Origin of the sequence: Paenibacillus sp. MY03 (assembly GCF_002165585.1) — a bacterium.
Lineage (GTDB): Bacteria > Bacillota > Bacilli > Paenibacillales > Paenibacillaceae > Pristimantibacillus > Pristimantibacillus agaridevorans.
Window position 1 is genome coordinate 28135 of the sequence record NZ_MXQD01000025.1, and the last position, 18727, is coordinate 46861.

At 52.2% G+C, this 18727-nt stretch carries 18 protein-coding genes and 1 pseudogene; 7 read left to right on the top strand and 12 right to left on the bottom strand.

All coding sequences use genetic code 11. The annotated features are described in order from the left end of the window. Nucleotides 1-9 precede the first annotated feature (9 nt). The 3 genes from B1748_RS20025 to B1748_RS20040 form a co-directional block, all read right to left on the bottom strand. Nucleotides 10-1893 carry a sensor histidine kinase gene (locus B1748_RS20025; protein ID WP_087569720.1) on the bottom strand — a complete coding sequence of 628 codons (1884 nt, stop codon included), beginning with the start codon at nucleotides 1891-1893 and terminating at the stop codon, nucleotides 10-12. A gap of 462 nt (nucleotides 1894-2355) precedes the next feature. Then, nucleotides 2356-3222, bottom strand: a complete 867-nt coding sequence (locus B1748_RS20035; protein ID WP_179215695.1) for a metallophosphoesterase — start codon at nucleotides 3220-3222, stop codon at nucleotides 2356-2358. A gap of 16 nt (nucleotides 3223-3238) precedes the next feature. Further along, nucleotides 3239-4774 (bottom strand): DUF4153 domain-containing protein, encoded by a 1536-nt coding sequence (locus tag B1748_RS20040; protein WP_087569723.1) that lies wholly within the window; start codon nucleotides 4772-4774, stop codon nucleotides 3239-3241. Nucleotides 4775-4892: 118 nt separating this feature from the next. Between B1748_RS20040 and B1748_RS20045 the strand changes: the two genes are divergently transcribed. The 3 genes and pseudogenes from B1748_RS20045 to B1748_RS37595 form a co-directional block, all read left to right on the top strand. Further along, a complete protein-coding gene (locus tag B1748_RS20045) occupies nucleotides 4893-6731 on the top strand; it encodes an ABC transporter substrate-binding protein (protein WP_087569724.1) in 1839 nt (612 codons plus the stop codon). A gap of 136 nt (nucleotides 6732-6867) precedes the next feature. Then, a complete protein-coding gene (locus tag B1748_RS20050) occupies nucleotides 6868-7272 on the top strand; it encodes a DUF2500 domain-containing protein (protein WP_087569725.1) in 405 nt (134 codons plus the stop codon). A gap of 267 nt (nucleotides 7273-7539) precedes the next feature. Continuing rightward, nucleotides 7540-7749: pseudogene (locus tag B1748_RS37595) on the top strand (nucleosidase); the annotation flags it as partial. Nucleotides 7750-7764: 15 nt separating this feature from the next. On the opposite strand, the gene B1748_RS20060 reads toward B1748_RS37595, so the two are convergent. Then, entirely contained in the window at nucleotides 7765-8400 is a 636-nt protein-coding gene (locus tag B1748_RS20060) for an Ltp family lipoprotein (RefSeq protein ID WP_218781645.1), read from the bottom strand. A 331-nt stretch (nucleotides 8401-8731) separates the two neighbouring features. Here B1748_RS20060 and B1748_RS20065 point away from each other — a divergent pair, with 331 nt between their 5' ends. Further along, the gene (locus B1748_RS20065; protein WP_179215696.1) at nucleotides 8732-9442 is read left to right on the top strand and encodes a M24 family metallopeptidase; all 711 of its coding nucleotides are present in this window, start codon (nucleotides 8732-8734) and stop codon (nucleotides 9440-9442) included. A gap of 119 nt (nucleotides 9443-9561) precedes the next feature. Here the strand turns inward: B1748_RS20065 and B1748_RS37600 are convergent, their stop codons facing one another. Together B1748_RS37600 and hisJ are read right to left on the bottom strand one after the other, a co-directional pair. After that, nucleotides 9562-10320 carry a GNAT family N-acetyltransferase gene (locus B1748_RS37600; protein ID WP_256975783.1) on the bottom strand — a complete coding sequence of 253 codons (759 nt, stop codon included), beginning with the start codon at nucleotides 10318-10320 and terminating at the stop codon, nucleotides 9562-9564. Continuing rightward, the gene (hisJ, locus tag B1748_RS20075) at nucleotides 10313-11134 is read right to left on the bottom strand and encodes a histidinol-phosphatase HisJ (protein ID WP_087569726.1); all 822 of its coding nucleotides are present in this window, start codon (nucleotides 11132-11134) and stop codon (nucleotides 10313-10315) included. The genes B1748_RS37600 and hisJ overlap by 8 nt, the downstream gene beginning before the upstream one ends. Before the next feature lie 222 nt (nucleotides 11135-11356). On the opposite strand from hisJ, the gene B1748_RS20080 reads away from it, so the two are divergent. Further along, entirely contained in the window at nucleotides 11357-12346 is a 990-nt protein-coding gene (locus B1748_RS20080; protein ID WP_087569727.1) for a M23 family metallopeptidase, read from the top strand. A 2-nt stretch (nucleotides 12347-12348) separates the two neighbouring features. Then, entirely contained in the window at nucleotides 12349-12744 is a 396-nt protein-coding gene (locus B1748_RS20085; protein WP_087569728.1) for a bactofilin family protein, read from the top strand. A 147-nt stretch (nucleotides 12745-12891) separates the two neighbouring features. Here the strand turns inward: B1748_RS20085 and B1748_RS20090 are convergent, their stop codons facing one another. Further along, nucleotides 12892-13458 carry a hypothetical protein gene (locus tag B1748_RS20090; protein ID WP_087569729.1) on the bottom strand — a complete coding sequence of 189 codons (567 nt, stop codon included), beginning with the start codon at nucleotides 13456-13458 and terminating at the stop codon, nucleotides 12892-12894. Next, nucleotides 13455-13937 carry an RNA polymerase sigma factor gene (locus B1748_RS20095; protein ID WP_087569730.1) on the bottom strand — a complete coding sequence of 161 codons (483 nt, stop codon included), beginning with the start codon at nucleotides 13935-13937 and terminating at the stop codon, nucleotides 13455-13457. Before B1748_RS20095 ends, B1748_RS20090 begins: the two co-directional genes overlap by 4 nt. 226 nt (nucleotides 13938-14163) lie before the next feature. Between B1748_RS20095 and B1748_RS20100 the strand changes: the two genes are divergently transcribed. Further along, nucleotides 14164-14628 carry a hypothetical protein gene (locus B1748_RS20100; RefSeq protein ID WP_087569731.1) on the top strand — a complete coding sequence of 155 codons (465 nt, stop codon included), beginning with the start codon at nucleotides 14164-14166 and terminating at the stop codon, nucleotides 14626-14628. Between the two features lie 190 nt (nucleotides 14629-14818). Here B1748_RS20100 and B1748_RS20105 read toward each other — a convergent pair whose 3' ends face one another. The 4 genes from B1748_RS20105 to B1748_RS20120 form a co-directional block, all read right to left on the bottom strand. Continuing rightward, complete coding sequence (locus tag B1748_RS20105) at nucleotides 14819-15874, bottom strand: glycoside hydrolase family 76 protein (protein ID WP_087569732.1); 1056 nt, start codon at nucleotides 15872-15874, stop codon at nucleotides 14819-14821. 77 nt (nucleotides 15875-15951) lie between these two features. Beyond that, the gene (locus B1748_RS20110; RefSeq protein WP_087569733.1) at nucleotides 15952-16176 is read right to left on the bottom strand and encodes a hypothetical protein; all 225 of its coding nucleotides are present in this window, start codon (nucleotides 16174-16176) and stop codon (nucleotides 15952-15954) included. 8 nt (nucleotides 16177-16184) lie between these two features. Continuing rightward, the gene (locus tag B1748_RS20115; RefSeq protein ID WP_087569734.1) at nucleotides 16185-17723 is read right to left on the bottom strand and encodes a glycoside hydrolase family 76 protein; all 1539 of its coding nucleotides are present in this window, start codon (nucleotides 17721-17723) and stop codon (nucleotides 16185-16187) included. A gap of 80 nt (nucleotides 17724-17803) precedes the next feature. Further along, on the bottom strand, nucleotides 17804-18658 hold the full coding sequence (locus tag B1748_RS20120; RefSeq protein ID WP_087569788.1) for a carbohydrate ABC transporter permease: 855 nt from the start codon (nucleotides 18656-18658) through the stop codon (nucleotides 17804-17806). Between the last annotated feature and the right edge of the window lie 69 nt (nucleotides 18659-18727).

Sequence of the window (18727 nt, forward strand, 5' to 3'; positions counted from 1 at the left end):
CCCCGTTTATTATTTTAAAAACTTGAACCTGACGGTAAATCCCCCAGCTTCGTTTCGGCCAAGCTCGAACGAGAACCTGGCCTTGTTAAGCAGCGTCAAGCGACGAATAGAGCCGATTAAGCCGATTCCTCCCGCTGCCGGGTCGGCGATTCGGCCGTCCTGCGGCGAAGATGCGGGAATCAGCCGCGAGTAAATGGAGGCCAGCTTGCCGTCTTCGATCCCGATCCCGTTGTCGGCGACGGATAACTCCCAACCGGCATTGCTTTCGAACGCCGAAATCCGCACAGTCCAAGGCGGCTTGCTGAGCTTGAACCCGTGATTGAAGCAATTTTCGATCAGAGGCTGAAGCACTAGCTTCGGAAGCGGCATTGACAGAAGCGTTTCCGGGATATCGATATCGTAAATCAATTTTTCCTCAAACCTCATTTTCATGAGAGACAAGTAATCCATCGAATAGTCGAGCTCGTGCTGGAGCGTCGACATCGTTTCGCTTTGGGTCGAGGCGTAATACAGCATATCGGAAAGCTGATAGCACATCCGCGCCGTCTTCTCGATATCCCCTTCCTCGCTCGCCGCGGCGATAACCGCCAGCGTGTTGTGCAGGAAATGGGGATTGATCTGCGCCTGAAGCGCCGCCATGTAAGCCTCTGCTTCTCTCGTTCTCGCTTCTATAGTGTCGTTCATCGACTCCTCCAGCCTCGAGTACGTATCCTTAAACGTAGAATATACTTGCGAAATTTCCTCCGCGGAGGATGCGATTTTCTTCTCCTGCTTCTCCGTCAAAGGATTGAGATTCAAGCCCCTCCCTCTTTTGCGAACTGCGCCGTGCAACAGTTTCAAAGGGCGGGTAATACTTTTGGAAACGAAATAAGACAGCAAAAAGGCGAAAATGAGCATCAAAGCGCTGACGGTAGCGATATTGTTGCGAAACGCGTAAAGCTCGGCGTATAGAACTTCGTAATCCATCGACAGCGCGATCGTCCAGCCTGTATAGCCGGACCTCATGGCAATTAGCGCTTGTCGGCCAGAATCCTCCGACTCGTTCCGTTCCGTCAGGAAAGCCTTGTCCGCTTGCGGCGCATAGGAAGCCAGCCGTTCCGGGTGCAGCCTCTCGGAGACGGCAGCTTCGACGGGATAAACGAGTTCTCCCTCGGACCCGTAAATATGTACACGATTCGCGTAGGAACCGAACGATGATTCTACGATCTTTACGATCTTCTCGTAGTCCTGCTGAATTTCGATGACGGCTCTCCGCTCGGGATCGGATGTAAATCGAAACGTTCGGAACCAGGAAAACACGTGCCCCGGCTTGCTTCCGTACCAGTTCGTCCGGTATGGTCCGAGCAGATGCGTATTCCCGTATTCCGATATAAGCTCGCGAAACCAGGGAGCGGAGGCAAGCAAGTCGCGGCGCTCCCGAATCATTTCTTCCGCGATGTTAAACGGAGCCGAATACATAATGTCGTTCATATCGTAAAGCAGCACTTCGGTCGCGCGATAATTCAATCCGTTTACCGCATTGATGATACCCGTGATCAGCTCCGTCTTTCCGAGCTCCGGATTTTCGAAGGCGATTCCTTCGGCAACCGTTCTGTCGAGAAAAAAGAAATCATTTAAATACAATATGGGATTGGCGAGGGGCGGGAGGTTCATCTCATCCGCATATGGAATGCGGCTGACGATCGTATCTTTGGCAAGCACATCCATGTCGGAGACGACGATATCGTACTGGGAGGAGGCAGAAGTCACGAGCTGCTTGTAAGTAGACAAAACCTTGTTTTGGATATACGAGGATACGAACAAATAAAAAACGCCGCCAAGAATGAGAGCTATGACCAGAATTAAAGAAATATAGCTGACGAATAGCCTGCTTTGGATCCCCAGCAATTTCATCCGTCGTCCCCCTCTGACGCGATTAATTCTATTATTCTAAAAGACAATTCCAATATTGACAAGCTCACAAAAAATAGACCCGAAGACGGGTCTGTACAGATTTATCGCTTAATTCATTAAATTATAATTACCGCCTCTTGCGCCTCCGGGCTTTGCGTATGCGTCCGCGGCCCCTCCTGACGGAGCTGCTTTCAGCGCTTGCCAGCTCCTCTTCCTCCACCGTGCTCTCGCCGGAGCCCGTAATTGTTTTGGAACTCGAGCTCGGGGAATTTTCCCATATATGTCCGAAAATAATCGTGCCTTCGTTTCTGACTATGACAACTTTCCCATGGTAGCAGGGCATGGTCTCTCATCCTTCGATTTCGTCATGATCCATACCCTATTGTACGCGATCGGGCCGAGCAGCGCATTGGCTCATCCATTAGGAACAATCGCCTTTTTGTAAGCTTGCCAAGAACAATTTTACGAAGTTCCTCCTCCGCGAACCAGATCCACCGAAATCATCTCGGGCCGGTTAAATAACCGTTGAGGAATAACGCTGTTGCCGAGGCCTCTGCTGATAATGAGCGATGAGCCGTTTTTGTCGTGTTTTCCCTCCGACAGCTCCGGCCAGAAGCCCTGCTCGGGCGAATAGACGCCCCCCACGAACGGAATACGGAATTGACCGCCATGCGCATGTCCGGCGAAGGTCAAATCCAGTCCTTGCTCGGCATATACGTCGAACAGCTCAGGCCGGTGAGAGAGAAGAATCGTATACGATTCCGGATGTTCGATGCCTTCCATCGCTTCCGCCAGATGCATATTCAGCTTGTCCGCGCTCCCGTCGCCTTCCCGGTTAAACAACGGATCATCGACGCCGACCAGCCGCAAAAAGCCGTCTCCAAGCGGGATCATATCATGTTCATTGCGCAGCACGCGCACGCCCAGCTTGATCAGACGCTCCTCGAGCTCCGGATACTCGGCCGCCGAATATTCGTGATTGCCTACCACCATGTAGACCGGCGCAATACGTACGATTCCTTCCATCATTGCGTAACTCGCTTCCCCGTCATAATGATGCGCGTCAACGAGATCTCCGGTGACCACGATCAGATCCGGCTTCAGCTTCTCCACTTTCTTGAGAAGTGGACGCTGGTCCCTTCCGAACATTTTGCTCTGCAGATCGGAGAGCTGGACGATTCGATAGCTGTCGAACCCTTGCGGCAGCTTCTCCGATGCGATTCGGTGAGTCGATATTTCGATCGCGTTGTTCTCAAAATGCAAGAAGAGATACATCGCCAAAATGAAAGCCGGAATGTAGAGCAACAGCCATCGTTTTCTCCTGCTCAAGCTTTCACCTCCCGTCCTATCCATGACTTTCTAATTTCTCAACCCTTCTATGCGACAGGTTCCAGGACTGCCATCCCTTCCTGTCCTTCGCTTCCAGCCTTAATTCCGCTAAAATATCTCGAACTTCCTTAAGCTCCGGATGCCGCTCCTGCAATTTCAGGAGAGCCGGCGCCGCATCCGCCGACAAGGTGGACATATACGCCCAGTCCATGCGTCCGTTCCGCTCATAGCGCTCCGCGTTGTTCTCCGCAATCCGCGCGTCAAGATTAGCATAATTCATAATGACGTAGGCTACAACCGCAAGCGCAATATTGACCTTGGCCAGCGAATATCTGCCATACCAGATTCGGACGATAGCGGCCGTCATCATAATTCCGAGCAGAATCATGAAGCCATGCACGAGCAGCCGCTGCTGTGTAAAACCATATGCCTCCTCGTATAAAGATAACCTGCTGTACGCGGATATTAACATGACGAGCGTACAACTCATGAGCACGGTCAGCAGCACTTGCCTGAATCGGTCTAGCAGCCCGCTCTCCTTCTTGACGAAATGCAGCCCTAACAACAGGATCCCCATGTTGATCATGGCAATGGCGACGAGCTCCGCGAAACCTCGACGAGCGTATTCTGCATATGCCGTCCCTGCAGGCAGCAATCCCTCGGCCGCGCCGAACAAATAAGAGAATTGGATCGCTACGAAAAAAACATAAACGAAGTTCACGCAGACCAGAACGGTGGCAGCGATCGTCGAATCGACATGGGCTCCCGTACCTGATTTTTCCGCCGTGCTGCCATGGGGTTCCCTGGGGAATGCTGCCTCGAGCCCTTCATCGTCGTTTTTCGTCTTTCGGAACAACAGTCCCCATACAAAACAGAACAGATAGAAGGAGATGCATCCGCCGATGAATATTCTTACAAACCAGTCACCGACCGATTCGACGTCGAAAAGATTGGGAACGTTCTCGATCCAGGATCGGAAGATGCCGTCTGCAGAAGCAAGAAGCGCCACGACGACAATCAACAGCGGAGCCGCAATCACAAGGCCCAGTAAGATCTTGCCGAGCTTCCCGCTTAAGCGGCCGCTCCCCTTCTCGATGCGAAACCAACCGGCAAGGATGCCGAAAGGCACCCCTATATGGGTTAACGGAATGAGCAGCCACTGCTTCAACAAGTCGCCGTAAAACCCGAAACGATGCCAGGGCTGCGAGCCGCCTCGCGTTAACAGCATGCTTTGAGCAACCATTAGCAGCATTAGGCCCAAAAAATTCAGCGAACGGAACAGTTCATTTGCAAACAAGGCATAGCTGACCGCAAGCGCCGCGATCGGTCCGAACAGCAGCCACCCCGTCTTCGACTGCCCCTTCCATCTATCAAAACCGCCGAGCCTGCCTTTCACCGAATAGAAGAACAAGCCGTAACACAAGGCGACGAATATGGGTACCGACAAACCGAAAGTTTGCCTTACGAATAAGTATTGTCCTATGAAACCGAGCAGCAGGGCGATCATCCACATCCGGCTATATCTTTTCAGCCAAGGCGCTGGATCTCTCATCACGCGTGCCTCCCTTTACTTTGCTTTTTCCTAATTTTATTGTAACCTATAAAATAAGAACAAAAAGTGCAATTTGCGAAGTCGTAATTTCATGTTTTAGAGGAAGGGGCTGGCGGATATGAAGATCCGGAGGCATTATATCGCGCTCCGACGCGCCTATTCGTCGATTGCCGACGGAGAGGCCGCGCTGACGACCACCTTTGAGCTGGCGGAGCGACTGGCATGCACGACGCGCAATATGGTCATGATCTTGAAGAGGATGGAAAGCGACGGCTGGATCAGATGGGAGTCGCGCCGCGGCAGAGGCAATCGGTCGGAGCTCGTGTTCCTCGTGCCTCTTGAACATATGTTGCTGGAAGAAGCCAAAGAGCATGTAGGGCGCGGCGATCTGCAGGCCGGGCTGGACACGCTTCAGGGGGCGGACGGGCTCGCTGCAAGAGAAACGTTCCAGGATTGGCTGGCGAGCCAGTTCGGATTTCGGTCCCAAGTAGACGGCAAACGCAGGACCGATACGCTGCGCTTTCCGCTGCCCGGCAAGATTGCCAGCCTCGATCCTGCCAATATTCATTATTTTGGAGAATCGCATCTCGTCCACCAGCTTTTCGACGGCCTCGTGCGAATGGACAGCCGCGGCAACGAAGTGCTTCCGCATCTGGCGCATGCATGGGAGTCGGACAACAGCCGGACCGAATGGACATTTTATCTGAGGAAAGGCGTCATGTTCCATCATGGACGGGAGATGACGGCCGCCGACGCGGCCTACTCCATCGAACGTTTGCGCCGGCAAGCGCCGGACGGCTTGTACAGCTGGGTTTACCGCGGGATACAGTCCATCGAGACGCCCGACGACACGACTATCCGGTTCCAGCTGATGAAACGGTGCGAGCTGTTTCTACCGTTCCTCGCCACGAACCGCGCTTCCGTCGTGCCGCAGGATGTGTGCGAAGCGGAGGGCGAGCGGTTCGGAGTTGGCAGCCTTGGAGGTTCGACCGTAGGCACCGGTCCTTTTCGACTTCTTTCCAGCGACCAGAGAATTTTGACGTTGGAGGCGAATCCGGTTTATTTTCAGGGACGGCCCTTTCTGGACCGGGTTGAATTGTGGACGATGCCGATTCCGGACGGCCAGCCTCATCAGGACAGCAGCGAGCTGCGGCAATATCAAGTGATGCACAACGTAAGGATGTTGGAGAACGAGGGTTCCAAGTGGCAGCAAGTCCGGCAGTCCGGCACGACCTGCAAGTTCCTGTCCATGAACGAATTAAAGGACGGCGCGTTGGCTAACCCAAGGCTCCGAAGGCTCCTGAATCGCGCGATCAACCGCGGCGAGCTGCTTCGACTGCTGTCTGGCGACGTTATCGAGGAAGCCACCAGCTTCTGGCTGCGAGCCAGCGGCGGAGACAAGGAAGGCAGACAGGCTCCATCCGTTCCAGAAGCGCTTTTGGAGGAAGAGCTTGAGGAGCTTATCGCCGGTTTGAACAGCTATTACGAACGCTCTGGCAACAACGCGTTAACGCTGTTGACCATTCCGCAATATGCGGCGGATGCTTCTCTGGTCGCGGAACTGTTGGCAGCGCAAGGCATCCGTCTCGACATCCGGCTTCTGCCGGCGGAGCAGTTCAAGGGCGGCGAACGGATGGAAGCCGACTTGCTGCTGTTCGCGATTATGCTTGACGAATACCGGGAGCTCCGGCTCGTCGATCTGTATACGAGCATGCTGCAGCACATGCCGGATCGCGATGCCTCGATCATGAACGATAGACTGCGGGCCGTTATGGCGGAGGCCGATCCCGCTGCGCGTGCCAAGCTGTTCATCCGTATCGAGCAGGAGCTTACCGGCCGCGACAGCTTATGCTTCCTTTATCGCAAACATCTAAAGACAGCGTTCCACCCCTCCGTTCAAGGCATTACGCTTGAGTCTTTAAGCTGGGTGCGGTTCAAGGATTTATGGTTTCGATAAGGAAACTTTTTAACACGCACACGTACACGCACTTAAAGGGAGATTGCGATGAAGTCTGTTGGATTCTGCAACATTTTCCCGGGAAATGACGTAAAATGAAAATCGATAAAATTTCAAGATAACAGGAGGTATTACTATGGGAGATCCTTTCGGCGCTCCGGCCGGCTTTGACTTCATGATTACAGTTGTTCCTATTATTATCGTCATCGGCTTCGCGGTCGTTATCGGCGGTATCATCTTCTCAGGGGTCAAACACGCGAAAAACGCAAGTTCGCCCCAAGAAAGCACCTTCGCCAAAATCGTGGCCAAACGGATGGACGTGCGACATCATACGAACCACCATAATCACGGCAACGATGGCATCGGTCATATGTCGTCCTCTTCGCGCACTTATTACTACATCACGCTGGAGTTCGAGAATGGCACGCGCCGCGAATTTCTCGACGTCAAAAATATTTACGGCCTGGTTGCCGAAGGCGACTCCGGCTACGCAGCGACGAAGGGTGAATGGATCGTCGCCTTCGAGCGCAGTATCGGGTAGCGGAGTGTGGCTGGCAGCTTGAAAAGCAGTTGGTCGGCGAGCTTTAGATCGATGCCGCCGACTTAAATCTTGAAAAGCAGCCGGACGGCGAGATTTAGATCGACGCCGCCGACTTAAATCCTGAAAAGCAGCCAGTCGGCGAGCTCTAGATCGATGCCGCCGACTTAAAGCTTGAAAAGCAGTTGGTCGGCGAGATTTGGATCGATGTCGCCGGCTTAAATCTTGAAAAGTAGCCAGTCGGCGGGATTTAGATCGACGCCGCCGACTAGTATTATTGTAAAATATGGGATTACTAAGGCAGCAGTAGTGGGGGACCGCCTATCAGGTATAAATGCAGCAAAAGACAACGGTTTGGTTGCCATAGGATGTAATTTTGATTTCGCACAAAGCGATGAACTTACTCAGGCTGATATCGTTATAAACGAATTGATTGAACGGAAGACACTATTACCAGTAAACAAAAAGGACGACCATTAGTCGCCCTCAAATATGTTATTCATATGCAATACTTACCCCATGTTTAGCCTGTGCATTCGTGAATCCCTCAAACTCTAATTGTTCTATTAAACCCTGCTCTGAGAATGACGAGTATTCAAGATAATTTTTTGCCTTTTGAGCGGCTTGCTCATTCCAATCTGCGTTTACCCGATCAACTGCATATTCGGCATCAGTATTATCGTAACCTTCAAACACTAACTGCTCTATCAAACCTTTCCTTGAAAATGCCGTGTACTCTAGGTAATTCTTTGCTGTACGTACTGCATTGCGTTGGCTTGCTGTTTCTTTGACTGTTGGCTCAGGTGTTGGTTTGACTGTTGGTTCAGGTGTCGCAACAGCTACTTCTACTTTATCTTCAACAACTGCTTCTTTCTTATCTGTCTCACTTGTAGGTTCAGATTTTGTTTCCGACTCCGTTTCGACAACTGATTTGTCAACATCGGCAGTCATATTCGTATCGTCAGAATCTACGCTAAAAGCTACAATCAAGACAATGAATGCAATAAGACCAAATAACATGCTTTTCTTGAGGGTGAAGCTTGGAGAAATCTTTCGCCTAAGTGGTGGGATAATCGCCATCACTATGAAGAAAAGTACTGCAAAGAATGAAAATAGACCGATAACTGCCATGACATAATACACTCCCTTTTCATATGTATGTAGGACTATTGTATTATATTATATCATAGCGGTTACCAATTAATATACTATTTTCTAGTAAATTGGACGGGCATTCATTGTCGAAAAATATTTCAAAGCCCCACGCGCAGATCGATGGACTCACCGAAGGGACTCCTTCGCTTGGAAGCTCAAGTACCTGTTTACCTGAAGGACTGAAATCTGAAAAGAGCTGCTGTACTCCTCAATCTGCAACAATTCAATAGCGCGGCCAACCATTATGCTCGTTTATTTAAATTAGGAAAAAATAAAAAAGACTCTTTACGTTAAAGGTGGGTTATTTGTGGAGCAATTGTCAAATTATCTACACGTTCAATCCATCGCTAAATCCACAATAAGCGAGTTAAAGAATGTAATTAAAGAAGGCATTTCAGAACGTGAAATTGTTTGTATAACCGAAGACATTATGAGAGCCAATGGCGTAAATAGTTTTTGGTATCATGGTATAGGGGCATTTGTTCACGTTGGAAAGAGAACAACCATTTCCGAATCAGGCAAGGGTTATAAGCCTTCAGAAACATTAGTCGGCAGGAATGATATTGTAACAGTAGACCTTAGTCCGGAGTTTAATACCTATTGGGGCGACTATGCCCGAACGTTTATTATCATTGATGGGAAGGCTGTAGGCGTAGATGCATTAGAATGTAGCAATAATGAATTTGAGCTTATGGATGGGATTAAAGTTGAAGAGAACCTGCATAACATATTTATGAACTATATCAAACCTGACATGACTTTTGAAGATGTCTACCTGCATATGAATGAGGTAATAAACCAGCTCGATTATATTAACCTTGATTTTGCCGGAAATTTGGGCCATACAATTGAGTTTAATAAGGACAACAGGAGATATTTTGAGTCGGGAAATAAGACTAGGCTGAGTGAAGTAACCCTCTTTACATTTGAACCACATATTAAGCATAGGAGCTTAGAATACGGATTTAAGAGAGAGGATATTTATTATTTCCTCGATGGCAAATTGTTTGTCTTATAAAGATAAAGACTGAACAAATATAGGGGTAACTCGGCGCGCAATCCTCATTCGAAGTTGTTGCATCATTTCCTAATCGACAAAAAACAGCCTATAGAGGCGGGAACCATTCTTCCCGCTTCTCATAGGCTGATTATTTTCTCCATACAGTAGCTGGACTCGCATTCCGCATATTCTCCGAACCTATCGATCTCGTAGAAACCTTGCTTTCGGTAGAAACCGATGGACTCGAATTGAGGCTCGCCCGTTTCCAGCCGAAGCCTCGAATGCCCCCGCTCAGCTGCACGCTTCTCCAGAAACCGATACACCTTCCCCGCGATCCCCGCCCTGCGAACATCCGGTACTACGTAGAAGCGCTTCAACTCTGCAGTGTCGCCGTCCAGGCTCCGAATTCCGCCGCAGCCCACGGGTCGGCCATCCAGGTACGCCACAGCGAAAACCATGCTTGAAGTAGAAGGGTCCGAGAAGTCCACGCCGAATATTTCGCCTGGCGGATACAAGCCCGCCAGGTAATCGTCTAGCTGTGCGATCAACATGGACAAACACTCGTCATTCGCGGACACTTCCCTCACGACAACACGCGCACTGTTCTGTGCACCTTCCTTTAAGGCGGCAACAGGCGCATCTGGATGGACGAATTCCATTACTGCCGCGCCAGGCGCATCTGAATGGCCGGATTCATTCATTTCGACAGGCGCATCCGGCTGACTGGATTCCTTCGATGTGATCGACACATCTGCCTCGCCGGATTTCCTCACGGCCGTACCATGCACATCTGCCCGTCTATATACATGCCCGGTCGCAGGCGCATCTGCCTGTCCATCTTCATTCCCGGTCGTAGACGCATCTTGCTGCTCCGCGTCCCTCCCCGGCTCATCCACGCGCCATTGTCTCCTCGAACCATTCGTAGCCAAATCCGACTTGCTCCGGCTTATGCGAGTCGGAGCCGTACACGCAAGCAATGCCGCGTTTCGCGCACTCCGCAAGGAACCATGCCGGTACATAAGGTTTCCCGCAAGTAGCCACGCGCATCCCCGCCATGTTGACGTCAACGCCTACGCCGGACGACTCCAGCAATGGAAGCAGGCCCTCCAACCGGCGGCGAATCAATTCTTCGCTAATCTCCGGCAGCTCCGTCCGGAACTTCTCGATCAGGTTGATATGTCCGACCCGCTTGCGCATCGGCAGCTTGGCGGCTGCACGAATCGCCGCTTCTACATGATTGTAATATTCGTTCGCTACCTCATCCATCGTGCCATAATGGGCGAGCAGATGCCGACGAAAGTCCTCCGCGGTGAAATCGATGCAGCGCATGCCGCCGACGCCGGGCAAATAATGCACGGAGTAGACAACATCCTCGAGCTCGTTACCCCATTTCTCCAGCAGCTCCTCCGTGAACGATGACGCACCCGGCAAATAATCGATTTCCAGACCGATAGTCACTTCGATTTTCCCTTCGTACTTCGCTTTCATTTCTTTAACGTAAGCCAGATAGTCCGGCATCTCGTCCATCGACATCGCAAGCTCGTCCATCAGCTTAGGATCGTCGATCCAGCCTGCCGGAAGCGGCGGGTGTTCGCTAATGGTGTAACGCTGGAATCCCAGCTCGATCGCCCTGTCCAAATACAATTCCTGCTTCGCATCGCTTCCGTGATAACAGAACCGCGTATGCGTATGTCCATCCCATTTCAACATAACCCATGCACTCCTTCCATCCTGCTTGCCCGTTTTTTCAGTTATCTTTGCACTCCATTACACTCGTACCATAGCGTACCATGAGTCCGCGCTAAGGTACAATCCGACTTTCCATCAAGATGCGGCAACGTTTTTTCCTCCCATGCAGGAATTAAGGCCTATTCTGTCGAATAAACAGGGTTGTGCAAGAGTAGGATTGAAGTAGGAGGTCCAGGAGCCTAAATGAAACGGTTATCCAAGCTATTTACTTTCGTCATTATTCCCGAAGCGAACCAATCCGTAAAACGTTTTACCGTAAGCGGATACATATTAGTAATCGTACCGTCGGCCATCGCCTTGCTGGCAATATGCGCGGCTATATTCATCTCCCTGTTCAGCGGCAGCGCTGCGAAGCTCGCACATCTGCAGGCTCGGCTTGATCTATCGCAGTCTGGTTACGAAAAGTCGCTGCAGTTCAAAAACGACCGTATTGCTGCTCTGGAAGCCGATCTAACGACTCTGTCGGCACAAGCCGATCAGATCGAAAACAAGATAAGCGAAATTGCGGAGTTAGAGAGCCAATTGAAAGAAATCGTCGGCATCCAATCGACGGACGTACATATCTCCTCGGCAAATAGCATGCCCCTGAGCGAAGGAGGACAAGGCGGCGAAGAATTCAGCCTGATGCAATCGGCTGAAGCATCTTCCCTTGCGAATCGCACCGGGCAGGAGTTCGACCTGCTCGCAAGCCTCATGGACGAGCTGAAACCCAGCTTGGAAGCAACCAAGTCCGCTATACTAAAGCACCAGCAATTGCTGGACATTACCCCGACGATCTGGCCTTCGGACAATCGGAAAATCACCTCAACCTTCGGCGTTAGACGAGATCCTATATCCGGCCGTTCCGCCGTTCATAACGGATTGGACATCGGCGGCAATCGCGGCGATCCCATCTACGCTGCGGCAGACGGCGTTGTCTCCTTGTCGGAGAGAACCTATCCGCAGGGCAACAATATTTTGATCGATCATGGGAGAGGCATCGAGACTCGTTATCTCCATCTTAACGCCAGACATGTAGAGGTAGGCGACAAGGTGCACAAAGGCCAGTTGATCGGCGAGCTCGGCAACACGGGGCGCAGCACGGGCCCCCACTTGCATTATGAGGTTATCGTAAACGGCACGCATGTCGACCCTACCCCCTATATCCAAGAGGACAGAGAGGAACGTGAGTAAACATGTTCAAGAGCAAATCCGGATCGGGCAAAATTAACCCGGATACGACAGATACGCTCATCGGGGAAGGTACGATCTTCGAGGGCAAGCTTCGCTCCGAAGCAAGCATTCGCATCGAAGGCAGCATTATCGGGGATATTTCCTCTAACGGAGATGTCATTATCGGGGAGAATGGCGTTGCCAACTCCAATTTAAGCGCCCGCGACCTCGTGCTTGCAGGACAGCTAAACGGCGATGCCGAGATACGCGGCAAGCTGACCATCAGCTCCACGGGCGTGCTTAACGGCAATATTACGGCAGCCTCGCTCATCATCGAGTCGGGCGGCGTCTTTAACGGCAGCAGCAAGATGACAAGCACGAAGCCCGAGGCCGTCCAGCCGGTCAAAGCAACATCCTGATCGGTTAGGTCCAGACGCAAGAAGAAAAGTATATAAGTCAAGAAAACCTCTTCCTTGTTTAAAGGGCCTGCGAGCAGATGTCCTTCACCCTAGGAAGAGGTTTTTCATGATTTTAAGATCTCTTTATCTCATCTTTGTTTTATAGGCTTAGAAATTGTTGTAGATCCGCTGCGCGGTGACTTTGCCGCTTGCCACGTCATCCGAAGTGAAGCCGGATACCGCGTTGCCAACTTTGAACTCTTTGCTGACGAGCTGTTCGGAAGCTTCGGGCGCATTAGGGCCCGGGATGCCGTATTCCGTCTCATCCGTTACCGATACCCACAGATCGCCCACGCGGAAGCTCTTGCCGTCCGCTGCCACTTCTTCGATTACCCCGTCGATGTTAACGACGGCTTTGCCGGAGCTAGGAGGAGCCGGCTGCTGCGAATCCACTACGCCGTTATTCGTGCCCGGCGCCGGCACGTTGCCGCCGTCGTTGCCGCCCCAAGCTACAATGCCTACCGCCAGCACCGCGCAAGCCGCTACGCCTACCGACCATGCTGCCCATTTGTTCTTTTTCGTCGTGTTCACTGTATTCATTCTAATCTCTCCTTTGAGTGTTCCATCGGCTTCCATCTTGTGTTGTTCTCTTTCCAGCATCGCTATGGTACGTTCCCGAAAGTCCTCGCTCATCTTCAGCTTGGATAATGCCTCCTTGTACCCTGGTTTCTTCATGCCTGTCCTCCTCCTATTACGCTCCTCAGCATCTTGCGTCCGCGCGCGAGCCATGTTCCGACGGTAGCGGGTTTGGAATGCAGCATATCCGCGATCTCTTCCAGCGAATATCCTTCGTAATAATGAAGGTGGATCGGGACCCGGTACTTTACGTCCAAGGACATCACTTCCTGCAAAACCGTATGTTCGTCCCGCGGAAGCTCGCCCAGATTGTCCGGCATTGCCGCGCGTCTCCGGAACCATCCCGACTTCAACCTGTTCTTGCACTTATTGATCGTGGTCCGGATCAGCCAAGCCTTCTCGTGTTCGCCGCTCGCGAAGACCGGAGCCGACTGCAAATAGGCCAGAAACACATCTTGCGCGACTTCTTCCGCATCCGACATGTTCTTTAGATAGGAGAAAGCTACCTTGACCAGATTGTCCGAATAGTTGATGACGGCGTTGCGAGCCGCTTCCCCTCGCTCAGATAAATCCTGCACCTGTTGTCCCTCCTTCACTACTAACACAATCCAACATGTCTTTATTTTTCACAGTGCCCAATAAAGTTTATTAGTATCTATGGACAATGGGCGAAAAGGGATGAAGTCCGATCTTAAACAAAACTTTATATTCCTTTTACATTGCCAGCACATTTCAGGGGTAGACTAGGGGCAATAGATGGCATTAAGCCTATTCATTCAACGCTCATACCCGGGAGGTATCCTTATGAATCTCATAATTCGCAATGCCTCGATCTTAATTATTGCAACCGCCACTTTGCTGGGAGGGCTGTTTAACCCTCCATACGTGGAACCAGCAGCGGAATCGGCGGTCGTTCCCAGCGTCGAGATCCTTCGCGCCGGAGACGGCGCCGTTCCGATCGAGCATGCGCAGCTCGGGGCACTTGATTTCTCCCAAAAAACATCTATCGAGAGAAACGGCCAGGTTTATGTGCCGATCCGCGAATACGTGGAAAAACATAGCGGACAGCTCTTTTATAATCGAGAGACTGCATCTGCCGATATTACGATAGGCGCGGTTTCCTTTTCGCTGCTGTTTGAGGAAGGCAGCATCATGTATAACGGGCATGTTTTAGAAGGCGGAGTTTTCGTCCAAGACGACCTTGCCTATATCAATGCAGAACAGCTTGCCGTTATGATGAACGGCCAACTCGCTTTTTCTCCAGCTTAACTGCAGAACCTTTCCAGCCACTCTACGCCATAATCCCACCTGCTCCGCCATATCCGATAATTTGCGTCAGCATCACCAGCGCTAAACAAGTACACAAAAAAACCACAGCATTACGCCCGAGAAGAGCGTACCTGTGGCTTGAATATATTTTCTGATTAACGCGGCGGTTATATACATTTATCTATTTCCGCTAGGCCGTCTGCGACACGACCACTCCGACAGCTTCCAAGGCCGCAACCCGTTCCAGCAGCATGATTCCGCTAAGCTGGGTGCTCAGCGTGACCCGCTCCGACGGCAGGGAAGACCAATCCGTGTGGAAGACGTTGCGCTCCATATCGCGCGCCCGGCTCCACAGGCTGTTTGCATTGGAGAGGAGCAGCTCCTCGGCTTCCGACCTCCCCGGCGCTACCAGGGCGAGATCCGCCAAATACCGGACCAGTATGCCTTTAAACAAACCGCCGTCGCCGTCGCCTTCGTCCGGAAACAGTCCCGTAACGATATTCGTCAGTATTCTTTTCGTCTCGCCCGCCGTTCGGATGGCATCAAGCATATACGCCTCGTCTTTCGTCAGTTTGTACAGCTCCACTCCCGCTCCGACAAAGACGCCCTGACAATAGGTGAACTTCCAATCCTTGTCGATGGAGCCGTCACCCGTCCGGTTCATGCCGTCCCAGACGAAGCCGCTGTCTGGATCGACGAGCTTCTCCTTCTGCCAAGCGTAGATGCGAAGCGCCCACTGGAGATCCTCTTCCTTCTGAAAAAGTCGATACAATCTGGCCGCAAGGATGACGGCAGGGGCGTTAGCAGGCGTGTTTTTGTAATCGAGCTGACTCTTCTGCCATGCGATGCCCCCTCCCATATGATTGTTCCAGCCTGTCTGAATATCCTCCCATAATAGAAGCGCCGCTTCCTTGAATCGTTCTACGCCCGTCGCTTCGTATGCGCGCAGCCAGGCAATCGCCATCCACTCCATGTCGTCGTACAGCTCGTTCGGGAAAGCCCCGCCGTTGCGCTTCAGCAAGCCGTCGTACAAGGATTCCAGCCTTTGCACATAAGCAGCATTCCTTGTCCGAATATAGCCATCCGCCAGCGCATCGACGGCATGGGCCATCCACCAATAGTGAAAAATCGTATTGCATTCCCCGTTCGGACAAGGCGTCTCAATATTGTACAAACCGATATGTTCATTCCAGAATTGTTCTTCCAGCGCTGCTTGGGCCAGATCGGCCCGTGTGCTCCATACCATGCTGTCTCCACTCCCTTACTCTCGCTCTAGTCGCTATGCCATTCTGCCTTAGTCATTCTTCTATCAATCGTTAATCGTTATGGAAGCTGGCCTTCCCGCTCCAGAAGAGCAAGCTGCTCCAGCAGCATCATGCCGCTAAGCTGAGTGCCGAGCTGGACGACTTCGTCCGGCGTCTGCGCCCATGAATTGCTGAACAACGCCGCGTCCGTTCCCTTGCCGTATTCCCACAAGCCGCCGCCGATACAAGGATGATCGCCGCGGCAAGCGCGACCGCCAATCTGAAGTTTCTCCGCTTCATGCACCCTCCATGCTACAGTCCGTAGATTTTGTCCAGATTCAAATAATTGTTATTTCCCTTCGAGCTGTCGTAGCCGATCACGATAGTATTATGGCCTGCGTTCAGGTTGACGCTGAACGTAACCGTATTCCAGCTTCCCCAGCCTCCCGTATTGCCGAACGACAGATTGTTAGCCACAACGGTTCCGTTAACGGCAACATATCGTCCTGCATTGCCCGCTCCGGCTGCGTACCTGATCGTCACCGTTCGCGTGCTCGCCGAGTTCTGATTGACATGGAACGTAACGGAAGAGCCGTTGCTGTTCCATCCCGCCAGATAGCCGCGCGCGCTATAACCCGCATGCGTGCTTTCGGAAATGATCGCGCCCGTCTTGCGCGCGTTCTCCGCTTCGTAAGTTCCGTTGCCTGCGATGTTGCCGGTGTAATTGTCCGGCGGCGTGAACTGCAGAATCGAAGCGCCCGCGGCGGCCGCGAGGCTCTGCACGTAACCCGACCCCGTCGGCGCCGTCCAGTCGCTGCCGATGATATTGTCCGACGTCCTCCGATGATTAAATGCCTGCGTGGCGTTCTGCTGCAGGAAGTTTAAGTAGGAGGCGTTGCCCGTCGCGATGCGGAGCTTGTTCAGGTTCCGCGCGAAAATCATTTTAAACCCGGCTGCGTCGTTCTCCCCTTCGTACAACAAGGAGTAGGACAACGTCATATTGTTGATGACGTAATTCGCGGCGTTGTTCGCGTCCGTCAGATAACTTGCCGTTCCCGTCGCCTGGTGCAGGGCCAAAGCCGCGCCGAGGAACGTACCGTAGTTGTAGGTGAAATCCCAGTCCACGACCGTCCCGCTGCCGCTTCCCTCCACATGGTCGTTCACTTTGCTGCCGGAGATCAGCCGGCTCTTGATCCATGAATAGATGTTTTGAGCCTTCGTCAGATACGTCGTGTCGCCGGTCGCGTTTAATAGCTTGATTGCCGTCATGACCATCGGCGCGTTGGTGGCGATGTTCTTTTGCGGAGACGTGCCGTCGCGCTTCCACCAGATTCCGCCTCCGTACGTGCTGTCGTAGTCGCTGTAAATTTCGTTGAACAAGAACCACGCCCGGTTCCTGTATTCGTCGGTCCCTGTCAGCTCGTAAGCACGCATGCAAGCCAGCGCCCACCAGCCCAGATCGTCGTTGAAATTGTTGACGAGCATATCTGGCACCTTGGCATTAAATCCGTCGTACACATCGTCGATCATGGTCCGGTACGCGCTGCTTCCTGTCCGCTCATAAGCGTCCATAACCGTTTCCCATAGCTGGGCTTCCCACCAGAAGTCGGTATACAACCCGCCGTTTGGACCGTGAGCATGCTCGGGATGGATCAGATGGTCGCTGTTCGTGTAGAAATACTTTGCGACTGGATCGTAGAACGTGCTGACGAATCCGTTCATAGCCGTGTCGGCGTTGGCCGCCGTAAAAGCCTCGGCCTTCTTGGCTCCCGTTGCGAAGACGGGCAAGGCAAGCGCGGCAGCCAGCAAGACCGCCATCAATCGTTTTCCCGATATCCATTGCTTATTCATCACATGCACTCCTTCGCCATATTAGAATGGTTTAGCACATTATGCCGTCCGCGATGATTGAAGTTGCCTGCGCTTGCCCGTTACCCCTTGACGCCAGTAAAGGCGATGCCCTGCACAAAATATTTCTGAAGCAGCAAAAACAGCACCAGAATAGGCAAAATCGCGATCAGCGCGCCGGCCATCATGGGGCCGTAATCCGTCTGATAGTTGTAAGAGAACGCCTGCAATCCCATCTGAATGGTCGCCTTGTCGGGATCGTTTAAGATGATCATCGGCCACAGAAAGCTGTTCCAGCCCGCCTGGAACGTAAAGATGCCAAGCGTCGCGAGCGCGGGTTTCGTCAACGGCAGATAGATGTTCCAGAAGATGCGGAACTCCTTGCAGCCTTCGATCCGGGCCATCTCCATCATGTCCGAGGGCAGCGTCAGGAAAAACTGGCGCATAAAGAACACCGCGAACGACCCCGAAGCGCCGGGCAAAATAATGCCCCAAAACGAGTTCAGAAATCCGTTGCCGCCGCCGCCGAGCAAGTCGTTGCCGCCCACCAGCGGGAAGTGCTTGAGCACATAGAAGCTCGGAATCATCGTAACGATGCCGGGAATCATCATAGCGGCCAGCAGGACGCGGAACATCGCCTTGTTGCCCCGGAAATTCAACTTCGCGAAAGCGTAGCCGCTAAGCGAACCAAAGAACAAATTCGCCAGCACGCCCGATACGGCGAGCACTAGCGAGTTCCAGAAGTAAAGTCCGAACGGCACGGTCGTGAACGCCTTGCGGTAATGCTCCAGCGTCACTTCCGACGGCAGCCATTGGATCGGAATCGAAAAAATTTCGTTGCTGGGTTTCAGCGACGTCATCAAGCTCCAGAAGAAAGGCAGGAACATGACGACCGCTATGGCAATGCTGACTGCGTAGAACAACATCTTGCCGATCATGACCCGAGCCGGGTAGGACAAGGCCGGGGACGAGGTCAGAGCATTTGCCGGTCGGTTCGCAGGTAACGT

Excerpts from the sequence above, each read along its gene's own strand:
- B1748_RS20085 (WP_087569728.1), top strand. The coding sequence starts at position 12,349 with ATGTTCAAGAGCAAATCCGGATCGGGCAAAATTAACCCGGATACGACA.
- B1748_RS20050 (WP_087569725.1), top strand. The coding sequence starts at position 6,868 with ATGGGAGATCCTTTCGGCGCTCCGGCCGGCTTTGACTTCATGATTACA.
- B1748_RS20115 (WP_087569734.1), bottom strand. The coding sequence starts at position 17,723 with ATGAATAAGCAATGGATATCGGGAAAACGATTGATGGCGGTCTTGCTG.
- B1748_RS20105 (WP_087569732.1), bottom strand. The coding sequence starts at position 15,874 with ATGGTATGGAGCACACGGGCCGATCTGGCCCAAGCAGCGCTGGAAGAA.
- hisJ (WP_087569726.1), bottom strand. The coding sequence starts at position 11,134 with ATGTTGAAATGGGATGGACATACGCATACGCGGTTCTGTTATCACGGA.
- B1748_RS20025 (WP_087569720.1), bottom strand. The coding sequence starts at position 1,893 with ATGAAATTGCTGGGGATCCAAAGCAGGCTATTCGTCAGCTATATTTCT.
- B1748_RS20060 (WP_218781645.1), bottom strand. The coding sequence starts at position 8,400 with ATGGCAGTTATCGGTCTATTTTCATTCTTTGCAGTACTTTTCTTCATA.
- B1748_RS20100 (WP_087569731.1), top strand. The coding sequence starts at position 14,164 with ATGAATCTCATAATTCGCAATGCCTCGATCTTAATTATTGCAACCGCC.
- B1748_RS20120 (WP_087569788.1), bottom strand. The coding sequence starts at position 18,658 with ATGATCGGCAAGATGTTGTTCTACGCAGTCAGCATTGCCATAGCGGTC.
- B1748_RS20040 (WP_087569723.1), bottom strand. The coding sequence starts at position 4,774 with ATGAGAGATCCAGCGCCTTGGCTGAAAAGATATAGCCGGATGTGGATG.
- B1748_RS20045 (WP_087569724.1), top strand. The coding sequence starts at position 4,893 with ATGAAGATCCGGAGGCATTATATCGCGCTCCGACGCGCCTATTCGTCG.
- B1748_RS20080 (WP_087569727.1), top strand. The coding sequence starts at position 11,357 with ATGAAACGGTTATCCAAGCTATTTACTTTCGTCATTATTCCCGAAGCG.
- B1748_RS20090 (WP_087569729.1), bottom strand. The coding sequence starts at position 13,458 with ATGAAGAAACCAGGGTACAAGGAGGCATTATCCAAGCTGAAGATGAGC.